Source organism: Halobacillus sp. ABA4_118, from assembly GCF_056160205.1.
Genome location: NZ_JBSWWS010000001.1, coordinates 316731 through 340157 on the forward strand (window position 1 = coordinate 316731; position 23427 = coordinate 340157).

The 23427-nt window shown below is 47.1% G+C and carries 20 protein-coding genes and 1 other annotated feature; of the genes, 7 read left to right on the plus strand and 13 right to left on the minus strand.

Annotated features, from left to right (window positions below; all coding sequences use genetic code 11):
* Positions 1-12 precede the first annotated feature (12 nt).
* The 5 genes from ACXAGL_RS01685 to ezrA all read right to left on the minus strand — a co-directional run bounded on the left by ACXAGL_RS01685 (position 13) and on the right by ezrA (position 6230).
* The gene (locus ACXAGL_RS01685; protein ID WP_474989553.1) at positions 13-1602 is read right to left on the minus strand and encodes an amidohydrolase; all 1590 of its coding nucleotides are present in this window, start codon (positions 1600-1602) and stop codon (positions 13-15) included.
* Positions 1603-1708: 106 nt separating this feature from the next.
* Positions 1709-2920, minus strand: a complete 1212-nt coding sequence (gene thiI / locus ACXAGL_RS01690) for a tRNA uracil 4-sulfurtransferase ThiI (protein ID WP_474969203.1) — start codon at positions 2918-2920, stop codon at positions 1709-1711.
* 7 nt (positions 2921-2927) lie between these two features.
* On the minus strand, positions 2928-4067 hold the full coding sequence (locus ACXAGL_RS01695) for a cysteine desulfurase family protein (RefSeq protein ID WP_474989555.1): 1140 nt from the start codon (positions 4065-4067) through the stop codon (positions 2928-2930).
* Between the two features lie 139 nt (positions 4068-4206).
* Positions 4207-4527, minus strand: a complete 321-nt coding sequence (locus ACXAGL_RS01700) for a hypothetical protein (RefSeq protein WP_474989557.1) — start codon at positions 4525-4527, stop codon at positions 4207-4209.
* Between the two features lie 11 nt (positions 4528-4538).
* Complete coding sequence (gene ezrA / locus ACXAGL_RS01705; protein ID WP_474989559.1) at positions 4539-6230, minus strand: septation ring formation regulator EzrA; 1692 nt, start codon at positions 6228-6230, stop codon at positions 4539-4541.
* A 158-nt stretch (positions 6231-6388) separates the two neighbouring features.
* Here ezrA and hisJ point away from each other — a divergent pair, with 158 nt between their 5' ends.
* On the plus strand, positions 6389-7201 hold the full coding sequence (hisJ, locus tag ACXAGL_RS01710) for a histidinol-phosphatase HisJ (protein ID WP_474989561.1): 813 nt from the start codon (positions 6389-6391) through the stop codon (positions 7199-7201).
* Here hisJ and refZ read toward each other — a convergent pair.
* Positions 7182-7784, minus strand: a complete 603-nt coding sequence (gene refZ, locus ACXAGL_RS01715; RefSeq protein ID WP_474969208.1) for a forespore capture DNA-binding protein RefZ — start codon at positions 7782-7784, stop codon at positions 7182-7184. The two genes, hisJ and refZ, sit on opposite strands and share 20 nt — an antisense overlap.
* 120 nt (positions 7785-7904) lie before the next feature.
* On the opposite strand from refZ, the gene ACXAGL_RS01720 reads away from it, so the two are divergent.
* Positions 7905-8384, plus strand: a complete 480-nt coding sequence (locus ACXAGL_RS01720; RefSeq protein ID WP_474989563.1) for a GAF domain-containing protein — start codon at positions 7905-7907, stop codon at positions 8382-8384.
* An 87-nt stretch (positions 8385-8471) separates the two neighbouring features.
* Here the strand turns inward: ACXAGL_RS01720 and ACXAGL_RS01725 are convergent, their stop codons facing one another.
* The gene (locus ACXAGL_RS01725) at positions 8472-10364 is read right to left on the minus strand and encodes a sensor domain-containing diguanylate cyclase (RefSeq protein WP_474989565.1); all 1893 of its coding nucleotides are present in this window, start codon (positions 10362-10364) and stop codon (positions 8472-8474) included.
* A 373-nt stretch (positions 10365-10737) separates the two neighbouring features.
* Between ACXAGL_RS01725 and rpsD the strand changes: the two genes are divergently transcribed.
* Entirely contained in the window at positions 10738-11340 is a 603-nt protein-coding gene (gene rpsD / locus ACXAGL_RS01730; protein ID WP_027955125.1) for a 30S ribosomal protein S4, read from the plus strand.
* Positions 11341-11376: 36 nt separating this feature from the next.
* On the opposite strand, the gene ACXAGL_RS01735 is transcribed toward rpsD, so the two are convergent.
* Both ACXAGL_RS01735 and tyrS read right to left on the minus strand, forming a co-directional pair.
* Positions 11377-11841: a GNAT family N-acetyltransferase gene (locus ACXAGL_RS01735; protein ID WP_474989567.1), complete on the minus strand. Its 465-nt coding sequence runs from the start codon at positions 11839-11841 to the stop codon at positions 11377-11379.
* A 66-nt stretch (positions 11842-11907) separates the two neighbouring features.
* Positions 11908-13173, minus strand: a complete 1266-nt coding sequence (gene tyrS, locus ACXAGL_RS01740) for a tyrosine--tRNA ligase (RefSeq protein WP_474989569.1) — start codon at positions 13171-13173, stop codon at positions 11908-11910.
* Positions 13174-13253: 80 nt separating this feature from the next.
* Positions 13254-13456: a binding site (T-box leader), on the minus strand.
* Positions 13457-13579: 123 nt separating this feature from the next.
* On the opposite strand from tyrS, the gene ACXAGL_RS01745 reads away from it, so the two are divergent.
* From ACXAGL_RS01745 to ACXAGL_RS01760, 4 genes are all read left to right on the plus strand, one after another.
* A complete protein-coding gene (locus ACXAGL_RS01745) occupies positions 13580-16693 on the plus strand; it encodes a transglycosylase domain-containing protein (RefSeq protein ID WP_474989571.1) in 3114 nt (1037 codons plus the stop codon).
* Positions 16694-16812: 119 nt separating this feature from the next.
* Positions 16813-17460: a GNAT family N-acetyltransferase gene (locus ACXAGL_RS01750; RefSeq protein ID WP_474969214.1), complete on the plus strand. Its 648-nt coding sequence runs from the start codon at positions 16813-16815 to the stop codon at positions 17458-17460.
* A 5-nt stretch (positions 17461-17465) separates the two neighbouring features.
* On the plus strand, positions 17466-18119 hold the full coding sequence (locus ACXAGL_RS01755; protein ID WP_474969215.1) for an acetoin utilization AcuB family protein: 654 nt from the start codon (positions 17466-17468) through the stop codon (positions 18117-18119).
* Complete coding sequence (locus ACXAGL_RS01760) at positions 18109-19281, plus strand: acetoin utilization protein AcuC (RefSeq protein WP_474989573.1); 1173 nt, start codon at positions 18109-18111, stop codon at positions 19279-19281. The genes ACXAGL_RS01755 and ACXAGL_RS01760 overlap by 11 nt, the downstream gene beginning before the upstream one ends.
* A gap of 30 nt (positions 19282-19311) precedes the next feature.
* Here ACXAGL_RS01760 and motS read toward each other — a convergent pair whose 3' ends face one another.
* From motS to ACXAGL_RS01780, 4 genes are all read right to left on the minus strand, one after another.
* On the minus strand, positions 19312-20103 hold the full coding sequence (gene motS / locus ACXAGL_RS01765) for a flagellar motor protein MotS (RefSeq protein ID WP_474989575.1): 792 nt from the start codon (positions 20101-20103) through the stop codon (positions 19312-19314).
* The gene (gene motP, locus ACXAGL_RS01770) at positions 20093-20917 is read right to left on the minus strand and encodes a flagellar motor protein MotP (protein ID WP_474989577.1); all 825 of its coding nucleotides are present in this window, start codon (positions 20915-20917) and stop codon (positions 20093-20095) included. The genes motS and motP overlap by 11 nt, the downstream gene beginning before the upstream one ends.
* A gap of 50 nt (positions 20918-20967) precedes the next feature.
* Complete coding sequence (gene ccpA / locus ACXAGL_RS01775; RefSeq protein WP_474969220.1) at positions 20968-21969, minus strand: catabolite control protein A; 1002 nt, start codon at positions 21967-21969, stop codon at positions 20968-20970.
* Between the two features lie 235 nt (positions 21970-22204).
* Positions 22205-23263, minus strand: coding sequence for a bifunctional 3-deoxy-7-phosphoheptulonate synthase/chorismate mutase (locus tag ACXAGL_RS01780; RefSeq protein WP_474969221.1), 1059 nt, complete (start codon positions 23261-23263; stop codon positions 22205-22207).
* Positions 23264-23427: the final 164 nt, after the last annotated feature.

Consider the following 23427-nt stretch of genomic DNA (forward strand, 5'->3'; position numbering starts at 1 on the left):
AGGCCTTTGATATCAGGAGCGCTGATAGACAATATCTTCGTCGACCACTGTCATCGTCACTTTTGCATCTGCAAGTTCATGCGATTTCAGTGCAAAGAGGTCTCTGTCCAGCACTGTAAAGTCAGCGGTGAATCCAGGCTGGATCATCCCCTGCTCTCCCTCTTTATGAATCGCTTCTGCACTTCCTTTCGTATACAGACAGACGGCTTCATAAACGCTCAGCTTTTCTTCTGCCTGGTACACTTCATGATCATAGGAGGCTCTTCGGTCCACCGCAGCCCGGATTCCAAGAAGCGGATTAATTTCTTCAATTGGAGCATCCGATCCACCGGCACACGTAAGGCCGGCATCCAGAAGCGTTTTCCACGAATACGAGTTTTTCAGACGCATGTTCCCAAGCCTTTCCATCACCCACGGAAAGTCAGAAGCTACGAAGGTCGGCTGAATATCCAGAACGACGTTCAAATGCTGAAGCTTATGAATCAATTCACTGCTTAAAATCTGGGCGTGAATGATACGGTCACGCTCGCCTGTCTTGAGAGGATTTCTGGCTACTGCATCTGCTACAGCTTCCACCGCTCCGTCTCCGATAGCATGAACGGCCACAGGCATGTTCCGCTTCCGTGCTTCGCCGACGAGGGTGTCCAGTTCCTCCTGCGTATGGATGGCTACCCCATAATTGTCCGGATCATCCGCATAAGGTTGTTTCAACCAGGCTGTCCGTCCTCCAAGAGCTCCATCAGAAAAAATTTTCAACGCTCCCAGTTCTACAAAGTCCGTTCCCTGTTTGAATCCAAGCCCATACGCATCCACCTGCTCGATTACACCGTGATGAATGAGCAGGTGGGCCCTGAACTTTGTTGTTTTCCCGTCAATCACACCCAAAAAGGCGTCATAGGTTCTTTTGAATCCTCCGTAATAGTTCAAATCCTCACTGTGACCACCGACAAGTCCGAAGGCATGCATATCCTTGACCGCAAGATCTGCTGCTTTCCTTAAATATTCCGGTGTAACCTCAGGCATGGCTGATTTGATCAGATCCTGAGCTTTATCGTGGAAATATCCGGTCACACGTCCGGACTCATCTTTAACGACCACCCCTCCCTGAGGATCGGGAGTACGATCTGTAACCTTCGCAAGCTCCATGGCTTTTGTATTGGCAAGCAGAGCATGACGACAGACCCGCGTAAGCATCATGGGATGATCTCTGGAGATTTCGTCCAGTTCGTCCTTATGTATGATCCGCTTTTCCTCCCACTGATTTTCATTCCAGCCATCCCCGATAATCCATTCACCTTCAGGAAGCTGTTCCGCGTGCAGCTGAAGGGCCTGCTTGACTTCCTCGGCCGATTTCATAAAAGATAAATCCAGACGCATCAGCCGTTCGCCGTGACCGAGGATGTGCAGGTGACTGTCTGTAAAACCAGGGTACATCACCGCGCCCTTCAGATCGATTTCTTCCTTAATATCATCTTTATAGGATTCAAACAAATCCTGAGTATCCCCTACAGCTTTTATGCGCCCGCCTTCAGTCACAACAGATTCCACCCAAGCGTCTTCAGCTGTCAGGGTATAAATTTTTCCACCATACCAAAGCTTCATGCCAACACTTCCTCTCTTTTCATTTACTACTATCTATAACATATTCAGGAAAAAAAGAGAACTGTAAACAAAACCCTGACCTAGGATAGGTCAGGGTTTCAAGAGCTTATAAGAGATCATCAAAAGCGTCTTCCTGCTGGTCCGTACTTCCCTTCGCATCGACTTCGATGGTGTAGGATTCACGGACCGCCTTCTCAAGATCTTCCGAAAAGTCGGTATTGGATTCGTAGTAATTTGCATTCGCTCTTGTCGGTTTTGTTTTCGGCGCTTTTGGTACGAAGACCGTACAGCAGTCTTCAAATGGACGGATCGAAATATCATACGTTCCTATTTTCCGGGAAATATCAATGATTTCAAGCTTATCCATCGCTGCAAGTGGACGGATCACAGGGTAATTGGTTACTTCATTGATGGTGTTCATACTCTCCATCGTCTGGCTGGCCACCTGACCAAGACTTTCGCCTGTCGTTATGGACAGAATTCCCTGCTGCTCCGCGATTTTCTCACTTATTCTCATCATCATCCGTCTCGTAATCGTCATGCTGTACCCGGACGGCATTTCACGGTGAATCTTCTGCTGAACAGCTGTGAACGGGATGACATGGATTTTCACCTTGCTTCCGAACTTAGCCAGTTCCTGGGCAAGATCAATCACTTTCTGTTTCGCACGTTCACTCGTATAAGGCGGAGAATGGAAGTGGACCGCTTCAAGTTCCACCCCGCGCTTCATCGTCAAATACCCGGCCACAGGACTGTCGATTCCTCCGGAAAGCATCAGCAGACTCTTTCCTGTCGTACCCGCCGGAAGACCGCCGGCTCCCGGATAATCACGTGCCGTGATGAGGACACCTTCGTGGCGGACCTCCACTTTGATCTCTACGTCAGGATGGTGGACATCGACCGTGACACCGTCTGTGTTCCTAAGGATATGCCCGCCAAGCATCGGGTTGATTTCCTGGGATGGAAGCGGGAATGATTTGTCCGTTCGCTTGGAAGAGATTTTAAAGGTCCGGGCTCCTTCAGCATCACGAAAAGCCAGCAGAACAGCATCTTTCATCGCTTCCTCTGTCTGCTCAACCTTCACAGCAAAGCTCAGGCTGTGAATCCCAAATACCTTCTGGCACGCTTCCATAACCTTCTGAGGATGCTCTCCATTTAAGTGTACATACATACGCCCCTGGGTCTTTTCAATCGTCGTTTCAGGGAACTCCTTGAGTTTACCCGACAAATTGTACTTCAGCTTCTGTTCAAATAACTTTTTATTTTTTCCTTTTAACGCCATTTCACCATAACGGATCATAATACGATCGAATTTCATTGATTGCTCACCTCATTGCAGCTTGTAAGTGATGGACAGCTTCATCCAGTGCATCTACAAATTGTTTAATATCCTCTTCCGTATTCTGTGAAGAAAAACTGACTCTTAACGCTGATGTGGTACGGTCATAATCAAAATTACAAGCCTTCAGGACAGCACTCACATCCGGCTGCTTGGAGGAGCAGGCGGACTTGGTCGAAATATAAATTTCTTTCTCCCCTAATGCGTGGATGACCACTTCAGGTTTCAAGCCGGGTATAGAAAAATTCGTAATGTGGGAAACGCCATCCTCTGGAGAGTTCAACACACAATAGGACCGTTTCCTTAAGGCTTCCCTAAGCCGGGATCTCAACTTCCATAAATGGTCCCGGTGATGGTGCTCTTTTTCCTTCAGGATGCGGAGGGCTTTAACAAAGGCTACCGTTCCAGGGAGGTTCTCGGTACCCGCTCTCAATTCAGCTTCCTGGCTTCCCCCATGAAGCATTGGGAATAAGGAAACACGCTTCCGGACAAGAAGGGCCCCGGTCCCTTTCACACCATGAATTTTATGACCCGAAATGGTACACAAATCAATGCCCCATTCATTCATGGGAAGATCGATTTTACCAAGTCCCTGGACATGGTCTACATGAAAGTGAATTTTCGGATGTGCTTTCAGTTTCTGTCCGATGTCCTTAATGGGCTGAATGGAACCCAGCTCGTTATTTACAGACATCACACTGACTAAAATGGTATCCGGCCTGACGGCATTCATAACAGCTCCAGCATCTACAAGGCCGTGTCGATTTACGTCTATATAGGTAACTTCAAAGCCCAATGACTCCAAGGCTCGAAAAGCTTCCATGACAGATGGGTGCTCAATAGAAGTTGTAATCAGATGTTTTCCTCTATTTTGATGCTGCAGAGCCACCCCTTTCACCGCCATATTGTTCCCCTCTGTACCACCAGAGGTAAAGATCACCTCATTCGGGTCCACATGCAGCAGACTGGCTGCCTGCTTTCGGGAACGATCAAGCAGCCGCTCCACTTCACTTCCCAGACTGTGAATGGAGGAAGGATTGGCGAAATACTGCTCTGCGGCTTTCTGGAAACTTGCCAGCACTTCCGGATAAGGCTGGGTCGTCGCGCTGTTATCCAAGTATATCATTGGCTTTGACTCCTTTTTTCGAATTGCAGTCCATAATTCTACCACACCAACGGCAGAAATGAAACAGCCGGCCCCCGCCGCAGCCCCGCAAAAAAAGGCATCTGCAGGACTGCAGATGCCTTTTTCACCGGAAGACGGCTTATTCCATTGAATCCAAATGTTCCAGGATCGTATCTATACTCAGCTTTCCATCTTCCGTCACATCATCCACCCAGGACTGTGTGTATTCCATGCTTCCCAAAATATCTTCAGGCTGACCTTCAGAAAATAGGATGGCGGACGGGTTCTCACTATCCGTCTGCTTCATCAGCTTTTCCTCCACTCCGTCGTCCAGCCGGATGTAGCTGTGTTCCGATGCGGGAAGACGTCCGCTGTCACCAGGCAGGAGGAGAAAAACAAGTACTGTTGTCCATAGGAGGACGACACCTGCGGATAAGCCTATTAGCAGTTTTTTTCTCATGCATCCACGTCCTAGACAAGCATTTCTTCTTCTGCTTCCATTTTCTCAAGCGCTCCGGGGTCTACTTCTTTTACCGCTTCAGCCGCCAGAGTTAAAGCTTCGTCATACTGATAGGAGCGGAACTTCTCTTCAGCTTCAAGCAGCTTAGCCGCCAGCAGTGGATGCTTGCTCCGATATCGATTCCCATGTTGGATGAGGCGCTCTGATAAATGAGCTTTATCCATCACCTTTTCAGCATCGTTTCTCAGTTTTTCCACCAGTTCAACCGCTTCGTCTAAAGATGCGTGAACATCATTCATATCCAGGGGCTGTTTCTCCAGGTTTTGAAAAACTTCATCCACTTTTTCACTCGCTGCTTTCATATCTTCAAAGATAAAAACAGGAATTCCCGGGATATTACTCCTCTTGAGACGACGGTGGGTTTCCATCAACAGCTCTTCCATTTTTCTCAACTGCTGCTTCGCCTCGCGTTCGTCTTTCCTCAGGTTTTCCACCCGCTCCTGGAAGAATTCATGTTTCTCCTGGAGGTCAGCGGTCTGTTTCTGCAGCTGTTCCAGATCATCACGCAGTTCGGAATAGGCGGTTTCCCCATCCTGGCGCTTGAATTCGAGACTGATCATTTTCTTTCTCAGCTGATTGAACCAGTTTTTCAATCCTTGGTGGGATTCCACATCATCTTCTTCGAGCTGATAGGTTACAAGCAGCTCATTCAGTTCTTGTTCTGTCACACTCAACATGCTTTCCAGCTCATCCAGCTTCGCTTTAAGAGGTTCAAACTGTTTTTCTACATATTGATGAGCAACGGCTTCGCCTTCCAGCACCTGATACATCTCCTGGATCCTGGACTCAATGGCTTCTACAGCTTCCTGAACATCGGATTGATCCCCTTGCTCCAGCTTTTCAAAAGCTTCAGTCAGTGTGCGCTCATGTTTATGTATTTCCGGCAGAAATTCGAAATGGGTAATCCGATAGCCTTCTGCTTTCATTTCCTCGATTCCGCTTTTCAACTCCCTCAGCTGTTCCGGAAGTTCAACTTTCACTTTACGGTACCGTTCGGGGAAAGCTTCTACATCCTCCTGAAGCAGGACGGTCTCTTCCTTAACGGTCTGCACCAGTTTATTGGCCTCCAGGTAATCCCCCTGCTCTGTCAGCTGTTCAAACTGGGACAGCTTTTCTTTCTGTGCATCCACCCTTTTTTCAAAAAAACTGACGGCTTTCCCGTACTGGTGACGGTTCTGGATCAGACGTTTCGTCAATTCTTTCAATTCAGGAGCGATGGATTCGATTTCCACACGGCTCTCTTTTTCAGAGTTCAGAAGATATTCCAATTCTGTCAGCATCGTTTTTATATCTTCTTCAATCGATTCCAGTTTCTTTTCAGTATTTTCAATCACGGACCTGACTTTCTTCAGCCGGTATTTGTCGGCCGCTTCCTCTGCGTCAAAAAGGTATTCTTCCAGTTCGGGCAGTTCTTTTGTAAGGATTTGATCCCAACGTTCACGCCATGTTTCGAACTTTTCTTGTGTCTCGCCGGAAAGGTTCAGGTTTTTTACTTTGGATAATTCCTCCGTTACGCGCCGGTTCATAATATCCATTTTCCAACCTTCCAGACGATCCACTTCATCATAGACCTTTTTACGCCAAATCAGCCCGATGATGAACATTGCAATAAGTAGTAATATAGCCCCTATGACGTACTTCATAAATAGCCTCCTTACAATAAACATGTCCTACGGATGAATTACGTTCCGATATGTGATTTAGTTGTTTATAATGATACCATGTAAAACAGCCTTTTGGCTAAATTATTTCAAAATTATTAGTGTACTGACAAAAAATTCTATTAAAGGAGGACGGCCGGATGAAAGATGGTCACATCCATACTCCCTACTGCCCTCACGGGTCGAAGGATTCGCTTGAAAGTTATATAGAAAATGCCATAAAAGCAGGATATTCGGCGTTGACGTTCACCGAACACGCTCCTCTTCCTGATTCCTTTACAGATCCCGCACCAGCTAAAGACAGCAGCATGACAATCGAGGACCTGGAAAACTACCTGGCGGATCTGGCCGGGCTGCAGAAACAATACAAAAAGGACCTGACGATTTTGAAAGGACTCGAAGTGGATTATATCGAAGGGTACGAGAAGAAAATCTCATCGTTTCTTGACACCTATGGTCCGGAACTGGACGACAGCATCCTCTCCGTCCATTTTCTCAAAGGGAACAGGGCGTGGTACTGTATCGATTACAGTCCGGATATGTTCGAAGAGGCAGCGGCAGACTTCGGAAGCATAGAGGCTCTCTACCACGCCTATTACGAAGCCCTTGCCCAATCCGTCCGAACCCCCTTAGGCTCTTATAAACCAAAACGCATCGGCCACATGACTTTAGTAAGGAAGTTTCAGAAGCTTTATCCCGGTCCGGAAGAATGGCCGGCCAGTGCTTCCCGCTTTTTGACCCTGGTCAGGGAACATGGCTTTGAACTCGATTATAACGGGGCAGGAATGAAAAAAATCCACTGTAAAGAAACCTACCCGCCGCTTGCCATCGCCCGGGAGGCTTCTTCCATGGGAATTCCATTGATTTATGGATCGGATGCCCATACCGCTTCTGCTTTGAAGCAGGGCTGGGAAGCTGTTGATCATTCCTTGATCAAACCCTGGCCGCGATAAGCTGTACTGATTGATGTTCATTCATTAAGTCGCTGTATACCTCAACAAAATGGTCAATGGAGGCTTCTGTAATAAACGGATCTTTAAATTCATGAGGCATCGTGAAGGGGGCATTCAAGAGCCCCTTCAGCTGTAAAAGGCAGAGCTTCTCTTTGAAGGTCACTTCAATGTGGGAATGTTTATCAAATAAAATCTGCGTGAACAAGTGATTTTCCTTAGCCAGATAGGTGACGAGCATTTCCCTGGCGAAAACGGTATTCAGGGAAAGCTCCCGGTTTAAGAGACAGGATAGTTGATAATGAGTCTGTTTATAATGTAGAATTTGCTTCACTAACGAATGAAGACGGCTGCCATCCTCAGAGGGCTGCTCACTTTCAAGCATTTCAAGATAGGGTTCAAAGTAACTGACAGCGAGCGATTCAAAAAGGCCCTGCTTGCTTTTGAAGTAGTAATGGATCAATGAAACATTCACATTGGCTGCCTTAGCAATATCTCTGACCGATGTTCCATTAAACCCCTGGCTGTAGAATAGGCGGCAGGCTACGTCCAACACTTTGTTGCGTGTTCCATTCGGTCGATTCATTATTTTTTCCCCCTCGGGATAGGATTCTCTATAATCTTGGGAAATCCTGCTTAGAATCGCCCTGCAAATCCCGACAAATCTCCCATGTTTTGTCGAATAAAAATGATTAGGAGGTCTATGATGTTCCAATCCATGACTTATTCAGGTACAAAAGAGCAGCAGTATGATCTGCTTAATAAGCAGTTGAAAGCCTTGATCGAGGATGAAAAAGATGCTGTGGCCAACCTTTCCAACGCATCGTCCCTGCTCAACCAGTTCCTCGATGATGTAAACTGGGTCGGCTTTTATGTATGGAAAGAAGACGAGCTTGTGCTCGGACCATTCCAGGGTATGCCCGCCTGTGTACGCATTCCCTCTGGAAGAGGCGTATGCGGGACAGCCGTCGCTGAAAGAAAAGTTCAGCGCGTAGAAGATGTCCACGCTTTCCCGGGCCATATCGCCTGCGATGCAGCCAGTCAGTCCGAAATTGTCGTTCCCGTTGTTAAAAACGGAGACATTTACGGCGTTCTGGATATCGACAGTCCTTCTAAAGGCCGCTTCGATGAAGTGGACGAGCAGAAGCTGGTCGAGTTCGTGGAAACTCTACAACACTATATTTAATAGACAAAAAAGTCCCGTTCTTTTAAAGAATGGGACTTTATTATATCTATCTCCCCTTTGAATTCGCTGATACCAAGAACATAGAGGTTAAATATCTGGATCATTTTTTTTAGTGCAGTTCCGTCCTGCTTTTTTTGCTTGATAGAGGGCGCGGTCGGCTTGAAGGATAAGCGCTTTCCTTTCCGGTCTGCCATGTATCGCTTTCCAGGAGGCAAACCCGCAGGATACGGTGACCCCTGGATGGGTCTCTGAAGCGATTCGCTCACGGATACTTTCCGTGATTTGAAAGGCCTCTCCTGCACTGGTCGAAGGGAAATACACGGCCAGCTCCTCCCCACCCCAGCGCGCGGCCAGGCCGGAAGAACCAGCCATTTCCTCCTGGATCACCGCCGCAGCCTGGCAGATGACTTCGTCTCCTGTCTGATGTCCATACGTGTCATTCACCGCTTTGAAATGATCGATATCTACCAATATTAAATGCCCCTGCTCATCTTCCTTGATGTGCTTATCCAAACGATCATCCAGATAAATCCTGGAATGAAGTTTTGTTAAGTAATCGGTGATCACTGTTCGTTCCAGTTCCTCTTGAAGGATGGAATTGGCAAAGGCTAGAGCCGAATGTTGAACAAGGGACTGCAGAAGCTTAAAGGAATCAAAGGAGAAAAAAGACGGTTTCTTATGCAGGACGACCGCAAACCCGGTTTGTTGTTGATGATCCTTCATGGGAACCGCCATCAGTGATCGGTAAGGATGAAGGACATCCGCACTCTCCCCATGAAGATCACTGATAAAAACCGGACCGCCGCCCTCCCTTTCGAACAGCGATTGGATAGCTGAAACTTCTTCAAGATTGAAAACCGAGGCGAAGTAGTTGGAACTGCCTTCCAGGACGCTCGCTCCCCCTTCCCCTGCATAGGTAAGAAAGCCTGCCTCGTCTGCTTGAAAAACTTCCTGGATCTGTTCTACCATAAATGCCGCCTTTTCCGACAGTTTGGTATAGGAATTCAAACGCTGGGAGGCTGCGGTAATAATTTGGAGGTCATTATTCTGTTTCCGGGCCTGCTCATATAAACGTGCATTCTCAAATGCCTTTCCCGCCGTACCGGCAATTTGTATGAAGAACTCCACCTCTTCCCCCCTGATAGGAAGGGTATAGGGAATAGTAATCTGAAGCACGCCATACACGCCCTGCCTCCCTTTAAGCGGTGCATATAATAAGAACTCCTGCCCATTCGGATTTTCAATGATTCGAAATTCCCCTGTGATAAAAGCCTGAAGACCCGGATTGCTGCTGAAGCTTTCATTATAGGAGAGGACGTACACAGGCAGGTCAGCCATTTCCTCAAACTCCTGAGAAAGGTGAAGATGGTATTGAAAGGATGGGTACACTTCAGAAAGCGTCGCAATGATCTCCTTTAACACGGTTTGTATATCAATAGAGGAATGAAAGTGAGCGGTCACATTCAAAAGACGCTCAAACATTCTCTTCTCTTCCTTCATCGTATAAAAGGCATCCGCTTTTTCTATAATCTTCTCCAAGCTTTCAGCTGCAGCTTTCAGATCGGAGGAAGGCATCAGAGAAGAAGCTTTAGTTCTGTAAGTGAAAGCCAGATACCCGACGACTTCTCCCATTTTTTTCAAAGGAAGGACAATCACCTGATCATCATGACCAGGTTGTGTCAGCATATGCCGCTTTATAGAAGGAGCAGGCATCTCCTCTTCCGGACCGGGTGCAGCAGCCATGGCAGAGGATTGATGAAAATAGACGGGTGTATCTTCTTGTCTGTAAAGCTGATACACGCCTCTCCATTGATGAAACATGTAGCAGGCTGTGCCCTCTGCGTGCATAAAATCCTTCATTTCCTTCATCAGCCTGATGAGGAATGGTTCAAACGCAGGGGGCGTCTCAGTCATCATCCATTCAAAGAGACGACTGTTCAAGCGGTTAAACTTCATTTCGATAGAGCATGGGACACTCATCCGATTCACCTGTCTTCCCGCACACACTTTTAAGTATATTGTACCATCTCTTTATACCCAAAAACAGATATGTATATGTAAAAAATGACAATCCAATGTGCTGTGACAGCAGACACGCGGTATACGTTGAAAATCTTTAATAAAAAAGCAGAGAACACCTTGACTTCCTCTATTATTCTTTATATAATATTCGTTGTGTAAAATAAATGGCAGCCTATGTGAGCCGCCGTTGTTATCATTTTGTTCCTCTAAGGAGGTGCATCGTGTAACCCTCTGCTGCTGGGGCGATGGTGCATGAAAACATAATGAGCAATGGAAGCAGGACACACTGTTTTTATTTTATGCGAAATAAAATAAAAAGGAGGAAATTCCTATGGCACGATATACAGGTCCAACTTGGAAAAAATCACGTCGCTATGGTATTTCTTTAAGCGGAACAGGTAAGGAGCTTGAAAAGCGCCCTTACGCACCAGGACAACACGGTCCTAACCAACGTAAAAAACTTTCTGAATTCGGTCTTCAGCTTCAAGAGAAGCAGAAGCTTCGTTTCATGTACGGCTTGACTGAGCGTCAATTCCGCCGCATGTTCGAAGAAGCCGGAAATATGAAAGGTATCCACGGTGAGAACTTCATGATTCTTCTTGAATCTCGTCTGGATAACCTTGTGTACCGCCTCGGTCTTGCACGTACACGCAGCCAGGCGCGTCAGCTTGTTACACACGGTCACGTTACTGTTAATGGCGGCCGCGTTGACATTCCATCCTACCGCGTAGCTCCTGGTCAAGTGATCAGCCTTCGCGAAAAATCTCAAAAGCTTAACGTCGTAGAAGAGGCGATCGAAGTGAACAACTTCGTTCCAGAATACCTTACTTTCGACGAAGACAAGCGTGAGGGTACGTACACTCGTTTCCCTGAGCGTTCTGAGCTTCCATCTGAAATCAACGAAGCTCTTATCGTTGAATTCTACTCTCGTTAATAGCTTTTCAAAAAAACCGCCTTTCCGGCGGTTTTTTTATTTATCCTTGATGCTTAAAGATTTCTTGAAGAAAACACGGGCGTCATCCCTTCCTACTTCCTCCCATCCCATGGTTGTATAGAACGCTGCATTTTCTGTCAGGAGTACATGCGTGGCCAGGCGCATTTCCACACACCCACGATCAAGGGCCTGCTGCTCTGCAAAATCCAAAAGCTTCCGACCTAACCCCCGTCCTTGATAATCCGGATCCACAGCAATGTTGGCGACCTGTGTGCAGGAGAAGTCAAACGTAAGAATAACAGCACCTATGATTTCCCCTTCCCTTTCTATTACCCATACGGGATAGGAGGCGATCTCTTCTTCATAATCTACATCCAATGGTGGAAGTCTTTTTCCTTTCATCCGTTCTTCATAAACCCTGTATGCTTTTTGCATACAAGTTTTCAACTGCGGCGCATCTCCTGCTGCAGCTTCTCTTATCAACCCTTGGTTTTCACCCATCGATTCATCGTGCCTCCCGGTTTCATTATAGAAAAAAGCAGGGGAATCCCTGCTTTTTTCGTGATATTAGTAACGGATAAGGAAATACTTCTTCTTCCCTCTACGAATGATCGTAAAGCGGTCTTCCATCCGTTCTTCCTGCTGAATGGTATGTTTCAGATCCTGGTTCCGCTCCCCATTGATGTAAATTGCACCGTTGCTGATATCTTCCCGCGCCTGGCGCTTGGACGATGAGATCCCGGCATCTACCAACAAATCAAGCAGCTGAGGGTCTTTGGATTCAGACGTAAAGGACGGGACATCTTTAAAGCCTTGTTCAATTTCTTCCCCTGTGAGAGCTTTGATATCGCCGCTGAATAAAGCTTCTGAAATACGCTCCGCCTGCTGAAGTGCTTTTTCATCATGGACAAGCTTCGTCATTTCCTCTGCAAGTCGGCGCTGCGCCACACGTTTTTCCGGACGCTCCTGAAGCTCTTTTTCAAGTGCTGAAATTTCATCCATGCCCATGAATGTAAAGACCTTCAAGTAACGGATCACATCACGGTCATCTGCATTGATCCAGAACTGGTAAAACTCGTATGGAGAAGTTTTTTCAGGATCAAGCCAAACCGCTCCACCCGCAGTTTTTCCGAATTTGGATCCATCTGCTTTCGTAATAAGAGGAACAGTCAGTCCGTAAGCTTCTACTTCTTCCTCCCCCGCTGTAGAACGGCGCAGAAGTTCAAGACCCGCTGTAATGTTTCCCCACTGATCACTGCCGCCGATCTGCAGCGTACAGTTTTCTTTCTGATACAGCTGTTGGAAGTCCAGGGACTGTAGAATCATGTAGCTGAATTCTGTGAAGCTGATCCCCTGTTCAATCCGGGATTCCACGGAATCCTTTGCCAGCATGTAATTGACGCCAAAGTGCTTCCCTGTATCCCGCAGAAAGTCGATGATTGACATTTGAGAAAGCCAGTCGTGGTTATTGCGTGCGACAGCAGCATTTTCCCCATCATCAAAGTTAAGGATCTTAGCAAGCTGATCCTTGATACGGTCGCTGTATCCTTTCACAACATCAGCACTGTTCAATTGACGTTCTGATGACCGTCCGCTTGGGTCTCCGATCATCCCTGTTCCACCACCGACAAGAGCAATCGGACGGTGACCCGCTACTTGGAACCTTTTCAACATCAGTACAGGAAGCAGGTGGCCGATATGCAGGCTGTCAGCCGTTGGGTCAAACCCACAGTACAATGTCACCTGATTGTTCTCCAAATGCTTTTGCAGGCCTTCTTCATCCGTCATTTGATTGACCAGTCCCCGCTGATGCAGATCCTCTAATAAATTCATTACAAACACTCCTCTACTTGTCATAACTTCCATTAAGCTGTGGTTTCAGATTCGGAACACAAAAAAGACCCCATCCCTGAAAAAGGGACGAGGTCTTCGCGGTACCACCCTTGTTGCACATAAAACGTGCCACTTCTATCGATAACGGTTTCCACCGTCTTCTGATTCCTACCAGAAGATGCTCCGGGTCGTAATTCGAAATCCAATATGTACTGACTCGCACCAACCGTCAGCTCTCTGCAACAGGGATCTTCATTCTACTTCAATCCATCCACGCACACTTATGAAACTATGTACTATATTTAACACATCCCAGAAAAAAATGCAACAAAATCCCAAGTCCCGTCGTGTCTTAATACAGAGGGGTATGTTATAATATTGTTGGATTTTTTAGGAGGTTTTATTCATGTCTAATAACCAGAAGAACGGTCGAAATAAGATAGATTTCCGCTCTTTATGGGAGCAGGGGCGTATACAGAAAAACACTCGGATCACATACGATGTCGTTTGGAACGTCATCTTATTTTTTATCATTATCGGTGTGATCGGTTTGTTTTTCGCCGGCGGTGTCGGAGCTGGATACTTTGCCTCTCTCGTAAAGGATGAGCCGGTACGGAGCCAGGCGGATATGGAAGATGATATTTACAATTATTCGCAGACGTCGACGATGTTATTCACGGACGAAACAGAAATTGGAGATGTCAGTTCCGACCTGTACCGGGAGGTCGTTGAGCTCGATCAAGTCAGTGATTATTTAAGAAATGCCGTCATCGCTACGGAAGACGAGTATTTCAAAGAGCACCAGGGTGTTGTCCCGAAAGCCGTCATGCGTGCGGTCGTTCAGGAAGTGACGAACTCCTCCGTGAAAACCGGTGGAAGTACACTGACTCAGCAGCTCGTTAAAAACCAGATTTTAACGAACGAAGTATCATTTGAGCGGAAGGCCAAGGAAATGCTCATTGCCCTCCGGATCGAGCGTTTCTTTGAAAAAGAAGAAATACTCGAAGCTTACTTGAACATCGTCCCGTTCGGGCGGAATGCGAACGGGCAGAACGTAGCGGGTGTACAGACAGCTGCCCAGGGCATCTTCGGCGTAAATGCCGGTGAACTCTCCTTGGCCCAATCGGCTTTTATTGCCGGCCTGCCACAATCCCCCTTCGGTTATACCCCTTTCAACAATGATGGGACGATTAAGGACGAAGAAGGACTGGAACCCGGCATAGACCGGATGCACGAAGTGCTCGAACGTATGCTGGAAGCGGAATACATTACAAAAGCGGAATACGACGAGGCGATGACTTTCTCGTTGAACGATGAAACGCTGGCTGATGCTAAACCAACAGCAATCAGCGAATACCCCGCCATCAACCAGGAAGTACAGAGTCGTGCTAGAGGTCTCATTAAAGATTACTTAATGAAAGAAAACGGTCATACCCAGGAAGACCTGGACGATGATGAAGAACTGGCCCGGGAGTACGATGAACTGGCGGAGCGGGAAATGTCCTCCGGCGGTTATCAAATCCATACAACACTGGATAAAGAAGTTTATGATGCGATGCAGGATGTAAAAGACTCCTATTCATCCAACTGGCCAGTGAAAACCGTTCCCATCCGTGATGAAAACGGAGATCCTACAGGGGATACCAAAGATATTTCCCTCCAGCTTGGCAGCGTAATAATAGAAAACTCCACAGGGAAAATTCACGGGTTTATTGGCGGACATGACTTTGATGAGACAAACCTCAACCATGCCACACAGGCCTACCGTTCCAACGGTAGTACGATGAAGCCGCTGCTCGTCTATGGTCCGAGCTTTGACATGGGGGCTGCCCAGCCGGGATCCGTTATTGCCGATGTCCCTTATTATTACGACAGCGGTACAGAGGTAAGGAACTTCTCCAGAAGCCATAAAGGCTTTGTCAGTGCCCGATATGCGCTGGCCCAGTCCTATAATGTGCCAGCTGTTAAACAGTACAATGAGATTAAGAGCGATAACCCAGTAAAAAGTTATTTAGAGAAAATGGGGATGAAAGATCGATTACACAAGGAGGACTATACGAATGAATCCATGGCCCTCGGCGCATTAACCTACGGCATATCCGTCGAACAGAATGTGAATGCATTTGCTACTTTTGCCAACATGGGTAAATTCGTCGATGCGTATATGATTGAAAAAATTGAAACGAAGGACGGGGAGACCGTCTATCAGCACGAAGCGGAAGAAACAGAGGTGTTCAGTCCGCAGGCCTCCTACCTTACCCTGGATGTCATGAAAGATGTACTCGATTACGGGACAGGCTCCCGTGTACGCGGGCTGCTCGCTAACCGCGGTGTCGAGTGGGCGGGTAAAACCGGGACATCACAGGCAACGAAAGACTCCTGGTTTGTTGCTACGAACCCGAATGTCTCTGTCGGAATGTGGACAGGGTTTGATGAAGGCAACATGCAGAACATGAACTACAACCAGCGGACACAGGGGCTGTGGGCCGATGTAGTCAATGCAGTCACGGAATTACGTCCGGAACTGATGGCTCCAAGCAATGATTTCGAGAACCCGGGCGGGCTTGTAACGAGTTCCTACTGTGCGACATCAGGAATGCTGCCTTCTGACTTATGCTCATCCGCAGGCCTTGTAGACAGTGACATTTTTGATGCCGACTATGCTCCATCAAAAGTCGATGACAGCTTGATCGGCGGCGACTTCGTACGCGTGAAAGATAAATTGGTTATCGCTGGACCGGATACTCCGCGTGAATTCGTCAAAGACGGCGGCGGTGTCACATTGAGTCCTGAATGGCTGGATGAGGAAGGATTGACTTCCTCTGAAGAATTAAGTGAATTAATTCCTAATTCATCTCGATGGAGCAATGTAGCTCTGCCTTCCTCTTCTTCCATCGGATCAACCGTGTCGTCCATTGATAATGATGGCAAAGCGCCTTCCGCTCCGGGATCGGTTTCTGCCAGCGGGTCAACCATCAGCTGGAATGCATCCGGAAGCAGCGATGTCGTCGGGTACCGGGTCTACCGCGCTTCTGAGCCGGGTGGCAGCTATTCCCTGCTTGGCAGCACAGTGAACACGTCGTACAGCCTTTCAGGCGAAGGTGTCTACGCGGTTCGATCGGTGGATTATTTCGGTCAATCATCCAGTCTTTCCTCTTCCGTGACGGTCGGAAATCCAGGGGCGCCGGAGCCTGAACCGGAGCCGGAGCCGGACCCTGAGCCGGAACCGGAACCAGAGCCGGAACCAGAAGAGGATACGAATGATTCCAGTAGTGAAAACAGCAGCGAAGGTAACAATGGCAACAACGATGAAAACACGAACGACTCCAATGCAGACGAGTCAAATGAAAGTACAGAAGAGAATAATGATTCCGCTAATGACAATAATCAAAGCGGCGAATCCGATGACTCAGAAGGTAATTCCGATGATGGTTCAAGCGATACACCACCGGAAGAAGACGCAGATAACGAAAACAGCGACGAGTCCAGCGGAGATGAAACAACGGAAAATCAAGAATAAATGAATCAAACCAGCCCATCATGGGCTGGTTTTCTTTTTGGAGAACAATTAACAATCCCATATTTTGTTGTATAATAGAAGCAATCGCTCTATGAATCTCTTTTTCAGGTGGTGACTGAATGAATCATGAAAAAACTTATTACAGCGAATCCTTCAGCTCTGAGCATGGGCCGATTATTGTTGAAGGACCGCTGACATCAGAAGAATTATCACATTTTACGTTTAACGAAGGCCTTGTCGCTTTCCGACCGCCGGAAAAACAATTTGAAGCTGTAAAGAGCATCGCGGATTTCGAAGAAGGCCGGATCATCATTGCAAGAAACAGCGAAGAGATCATCGGCTATGTGACCTACCTGCATCCAGACCCCCTGGAACGGTGGTCGGAAGGAAACATGGAAGATTTGATTGAACTGGGCGCCATTGAAGTCAGCCCGAAGTTTCGCGGGTACCGGATTGGCTCACGTCTCTTGAAACTTTCCATGATGGATGACTATATGGAAAATTACATTATCATTTCCACTGAATATTACTGGCATTGGGACTTGAAAGGAACAGGGCTGAACATATGGGATTATCGAAAGGTCATGGAAAAGATGATGGCTGCAGGCGGATTGACCCCTTCCCCCACCGATGATCCTGAAATCATATCCCACCCAGCCAACTGCCTTATGGTCAGAGTAGGCAGCCGGGTTCCTGAATCATCAGTAGAGACATTTGATCAACTGCGCTTTTTAACGAGGCACCGAAATCGCCAGCTGAGGAGGTAGCGGAATTGTTAGTAGAAGAAATCATGAAGGACCAGGTGATTACACTTACTCCGGATGAAACGATTGAAACAGCGTTGAAACTTCTCCATGAACACCATATCCGGCATATCCCTATTATAGACGAGGACCGGGCTGTCATAGGTATTGTTTCTGACCGTGATGTCAGAGATGCCAGTCCATCGATTTTGGAAGAAGACACCGGACAGGAGGAACTGCAGTATCCGATCCGCTCCATCATGACTTATCCGGTGACGACCGTGCACCCTCTTGATTTTGTCGAAGAAACAGCTTCCATCTTTTATGAACAGGAAATTGCCTGTGTTCCTGTCACCAGAGACGGGAAACTGGTCGGAATTGTAACGGAAAAAGACATGCTCTATACGTTGATTCAATTAACGGGCACCCACGTCCAGAGTTCCCAGATTGAAGTGAAAGTCATGAACAAACCAGGGATTCTTCCTCAAGTGACGCAAGTATTCGGAAAACGCAAAGTGAATATCAGCTCCATCCTCATTTATCCTTACAAGCCGGATGCCAAGTACAAAGTCGTCGTGGTCCGGATTCAGACGATGAACCCACTTCCCACCGTTGAAGATCTGGAGGAAGCAGGCTATGAAGTTTTGTGGCCTAAGAAGCCGGAGAGTCCCTATGACTTGTAAAGCAGGATTTGTATACTCCAACGATTTCACTTCCTATCGGTTCCGGGATGACCATCCTTTCAATCAGATGAGAGTCGTCCTGGCAAAGGAACTTCTGGATGCAGCAGGCATGCTTGAGGAAAATCACTTGATCACTCCCAGAATGGCAACAGAGGAAGAACTCCGTCTTGCCCACAGTCCAGCATATATCCAGGCGGTGAAAAAAGCATCAGAAGGTAAATTGTCGGAAGAGGAAGGGCTTGAATACGGAATAGGAACAGAAGATACACCAATGTTTGAAGGTATGCATGAAGCTTCACAGCTGCTTGTAGGCAGTACATTGTCTGCTATTGATGCGGTTCTTGACGGTGATGTCACACACGCCCTTAATCTGGGAGGCGGCCTCCATCATGGATTTGAACGCAAAGCCTCAGGCTTCTGTATTTACAATGACGGAGCCGTAGGTATTAAATACATCCGCCGGAAATACGATTACAAGGTCCTTTATGTTGATACAGACGCTCATCACGGGGATGGCGTACAGTGGGCCTTTTACGATGATCCCAACGTCTGTACACTGTCCATCCACGAAACAGGGCGGTACCTGTTTCCCGGTACAGGACATGTGAATGAACGAGGATTGAAAGAAGGATACGGATATTCTTTTAACCTGCCAATCGATGCCTTCACTGAGGATGAGTCATTTCTGCACGTTTATGAATCCGCTTTCAAGGAAATTACCGATTATTTCAAGCCCGACATCATTATTACGCAGAACGGGGCGGATGCTCATTTCCTTGATCCTCTGACCCATCTAAGCTCAACGATGGCCATTTACGAGCGCATACCTGCAATTGCCCATGAACTGGCTCATCAATACTGTGAAGGGCGCTGGGTGGCACTTGGCGGGGGCGGGTATGACATCTGGCGTGTTGTCCCGAGAGCTTGGGCTCAAATTTGGAAAGTTATGTTGGAAGAAGAACCTTTTACAGGTCCCCTCCCTGTCGAATGGCTGAAGAAATGGGAAAAAAAATCCCCCGTTTCTCTACCCGATGCATGGAACGATCCACCAAACGCTTTCAAACCTATACCGAGAAGGGAAGAAATTACAGAAAAGAACAATAAGCTGTTGGAAAAAGCACTGCAGCTGATTCATAACCAAAAGAAATTCAATTCCTTGTAGTAAAAAAAGCCACTACTTATGTAGTGGCTTTTAAGATCCGGAATTTTCGTAAGCCGGATCTAAAATGACAATTTCAACCCTTCGGTTCCTGCTCCAGTTCTCCTCAGAATCATTAGGAGCGACCGGTCTCGTCTCTCCGTAAGCAACAGCGGTAAACCTCTTCGGGTCCATGTCCTCCGTGTTATCCAGGATATACCGGATAACACTGCTCGCCCGTGCTCCGGACAATTCCCAGTTTGAAGGATAGCGGTAGCTGGAAATCTGACGGTTATCCGTATGCCCTTCCACTTTGACAAAGTTCGGAATGTTTTCAAGCAGGGTGCCTACCTTGGATAAGAACGGCTTAGCCTGGTCCAGAATTTCTGCCTCACTTGTTTCAAAGAGCAGCTGTTCTTCAAGAACGAGGACGACGCCGCGGTCGGAATTTGTCGCAGCAATAATGTCGCTCAAATCGTTTTCCTTCAGGTATTCATCGATCTCCTGCTTCAGTTCATCCAGGTCCTGCTCCTTTTCCGCTTCAGCCTCACTTGATTGTGAAGATTCCGCTTCTTCCGGCGGCATGTCAAATTCATTATTCTTTTCACCGTTTTCCTCTATCTCAGCCTGATCAGTGGGATTCTCGTTTTCCACAGCAGAAGGATAAAAGTCCAGGATCATCCGGTTTCGGAAGCTTTCTGCTATCGCCTCAAATTTATCGAGGTTAATCTGGGACATGGAAAATAAAAGAATAAAGAATACAAGGACAAGGGTGATCATGTCTGCATATGTAGTCATCCATTTGGGTGCGCCGTCCTGCTTCTTCTTTTTAGGTCTACGCCTCATTGGCTGCTTCCCCAAGTGGATCGTTTTGTTCTTCGTCTTCCAGAATCTTCTTATCATTTTCAGACAGGAATGCTCCCAGTTTTTCTTCCAGAAGTTTCGGGTTCTGGCCGGACTGGACGCCGATGACCCCTTCGATGATAATCTGCTTCATGAACACTTCCTGGTCCGTTTTGTTCTCAAGTTTCCCCGCCATCGGAATGAAAACAAGGTTGGCGAGCAGTGTTCCATAGAAAGTAGTAAGAAGAGCGACGGCCATTTTAGGACCAAGCTCTTCCGGAGTGGATAAGCTGGAAAGCATCAGGACAAGACCAATCAGCGTTCCAATCATTCCCCAGGCAGGAGCATATTCCCCCGCCTTTTCAATAAGAGCTCTTCCTTTTTGGTGCCGCTCTTCCACAGCGGAAATCTCCGCATTCATAATTTCATTAATGACATCAGGCTCTACACCGTCAACAGCCAGAAGAATCCCTTTCCTTATAAAAGGATCCTCCACTTCCTCAAGCTCAGCTTCCAAGGCAAGCAGCCCTTCCCTCCGGGCCCGCTCAGAAAGCCTCACAAAGAGGCTGATCAGCTCTCTCAGGTTCATGCTGCTTTCTTTGAAGGCTTCCTTCGTCACACGGAAGGTCAGCTTCACTTCAGTAAGATTGAAGTTCACGAGAATAGCGGCGGCCAGCCCTCCCAGCACAATCACGATAGAGGATATTTGTATAAAGGAGGCGGCCCCTCCGATGCCTGCGTTGGACATGATTCCAACCATAACCATAGCAAATCCAAGAGTAATTCCTATGGGAGTCATTAAATCTTTTTTTGTCATTTCACTCTCTCCTCAGTTCGAACAAGTACCTTTTAGTACATATATCGGTACTATTTCTGCTGAGTTGAGTTTCTTTCAATAATTCGGTGTGGAAGAACCACGTTCTGTTCCTCTACTTCTTCTTTGTTCATGAATTTCGTAAGCAGACGCATGGCCACTGCTCCGATGTCATACATTGGCTGTACAACAGTGGAAAGCGTTGGACGCACCATGGTAGCCAGACGTGTATTATCAAAACCGAATACTTCCATATCCTCAGGTACACGAATGCCGCGGTCCTGCGCTCCGTGAATAACCCCGAGGGCCATTTCATCAGAAGAAACGAAAACGGCTGACGGCTGTTCGTCCATCTCAAGGATCTGCTCAAGCGCTTCATGACCGGAATCGTAGGAATAATCTCCAGTTACGATGTATTTGTCAGCATCCTCGACGCCCTTTTCACTCATGGCACGTTTGAAGCCTGTCACTTTTCTTGTATTGATTAATGTATTCTCCGGTCCGGAAATGAAGGCAATCCGCTCGTTATTGGAGTCCAGAAGCATCTTCGTTGCATCATAGGCCGCTTCTTCATAATCAATGTTTACAGATGGCGTTTCCTGAGTCTCATCAACAGTCGCCGCCAGCGCAATCGGTACAGAAGACGTCTTGAACTCACGGATGTGGTCATCGGTAATGTCGCCACCCATGAAGATCAGTCCATCCACCTGCTTGCCGAGCATGGCATTGATCAAATGAAGCTCTTTGTCTTTGTTCTGGTCTGAGTTACTTAAGATAATGTTATAGTTGTACATGGTTGCGATATCTTCAATTCCCCGTGCCAATTCTGCGAAGAAAATGCTGGAGATATCCGGAATAATGACACCCACTGTCGTTGTCTTCTTACTCGCAAGACCTCTCGCTACTGCGTTTGGACGGTAGCCGAGCCGTTCAATCGCATCATGTACTTTCTTTCTTGTGGCGGGTTTCACATTCGGGTTCCCGTTGACGACCCGCGAAACGGTTGCCATTGAAACGTTAGCTTCGCGTGCTACATCATATATTGTTACATTCATCTAATTTCCTCCTCATCGAATCCTGTCGTACCGTAGTACTTATAAGAACAATCATACGACAGATCGCCTGCCTGCGCAATAATCATACGGTTCTCTAGAGTTTGTACCCTATCCATTATAACGGATTCCTAAATTCGTGCAAAAGGTTACTTATAGTCTTCCTGATTTTTTTAGAAACTATGAATAAAAAATAAGACAGGCTGTTTGATCAGCCTGTCTTTATCTTTTTTCTCCGTTATTTTTTCAGTTCTTCCATGAAGGCGTGGAAGGTCGGAATATCCATCTGCTGAGCTGAATCCGAAAGAGCAACAGCCGGATCCGGGTGAACTTCAGCCATGACACCATCGGCACCGACAGCGATTGCTGCTTTCGCTGTAGGAAGCAGTAGGTCGCGACGGCCGGTTGAGTGCGTTACATCCACCATGACCGGCAGGTGGGTTTCCTGCTTAAGGATCGGGACAGCGGAAATGTCCAATGTATTCCTTGTTGCTTTTTCGTAGGTGCGGATACCGCGCTCACAGAGAATGATGTTTTCATTCCCACGTGAGATGATGTATTCAGCTGCATTGATGAACTCGGCAATCGTTGCTGACAATCCACGTTTAAGTAGTACCGGCTTGTTCACAGAACCTGCGGCTTTCAGAAGCTCGAAGTTCTGCATGTTTCGGGCACCGATTTGAATGACATCCAGGTATTCCAGAGCTTCTTCCAGGTCTCCTGGGTTCACGATTTCACTGACGACTGCAAGTCCCTGCTCATCTGCCGCCTGTTTCAAAATCTTCAATCCTTCCAGACCAAGTCCCTGGAAGTCATATGGAGAAGTTCTCGGTTTGAAGGCTCCACCACGAAGCAGTGTCAGACCTTCTGCTTTCACAGCTTTGGCCACTTCAGATACCTGCTCGTAGCTTTCCACCGCACATGGCCCCATAACAAAGGAAGGTGTGCCGTTTCCGACTTGTTCTCCTTTTATTTCAACGACTGTATCTTCAGGCTTTTTCTTCCTGGATACAAGCAGTGCTTTACGGTGGTCATCTTCCTGCAGTTCCAGCGCTGCTTTGAAGATTTCCTTGAATAAATGTACGATTGTTGAATCCTCGAAAGGTCCATCATTGTGCTGGGACAACTGGTCCAGCATCGCTCTCTCCCTTACTGGATCGAAGCGGTTCATCCCCTGCTGTTCTTTGATCTGACCAATTTCCTTTACCAGATCACCGCGTTTATTGATTAAACTCAAAAGGTCTAAATTAACCTTATCCAACTCGCTGCGCAACTGGTCAAGCTTTTGATTACTCATGCTTACGTCCCCCTACAATGATATTTGATAATTAGAATCATAAGTATTATGAAATAATTAGGGACAATTATAGCTAACTTTTTGAATATTGTCATCCCTTTGAAAGTGTTTTCATGAAAAACTGGCTAAAAAGTTGGAGGAAGGATCAAGCTTATCTTGAACCT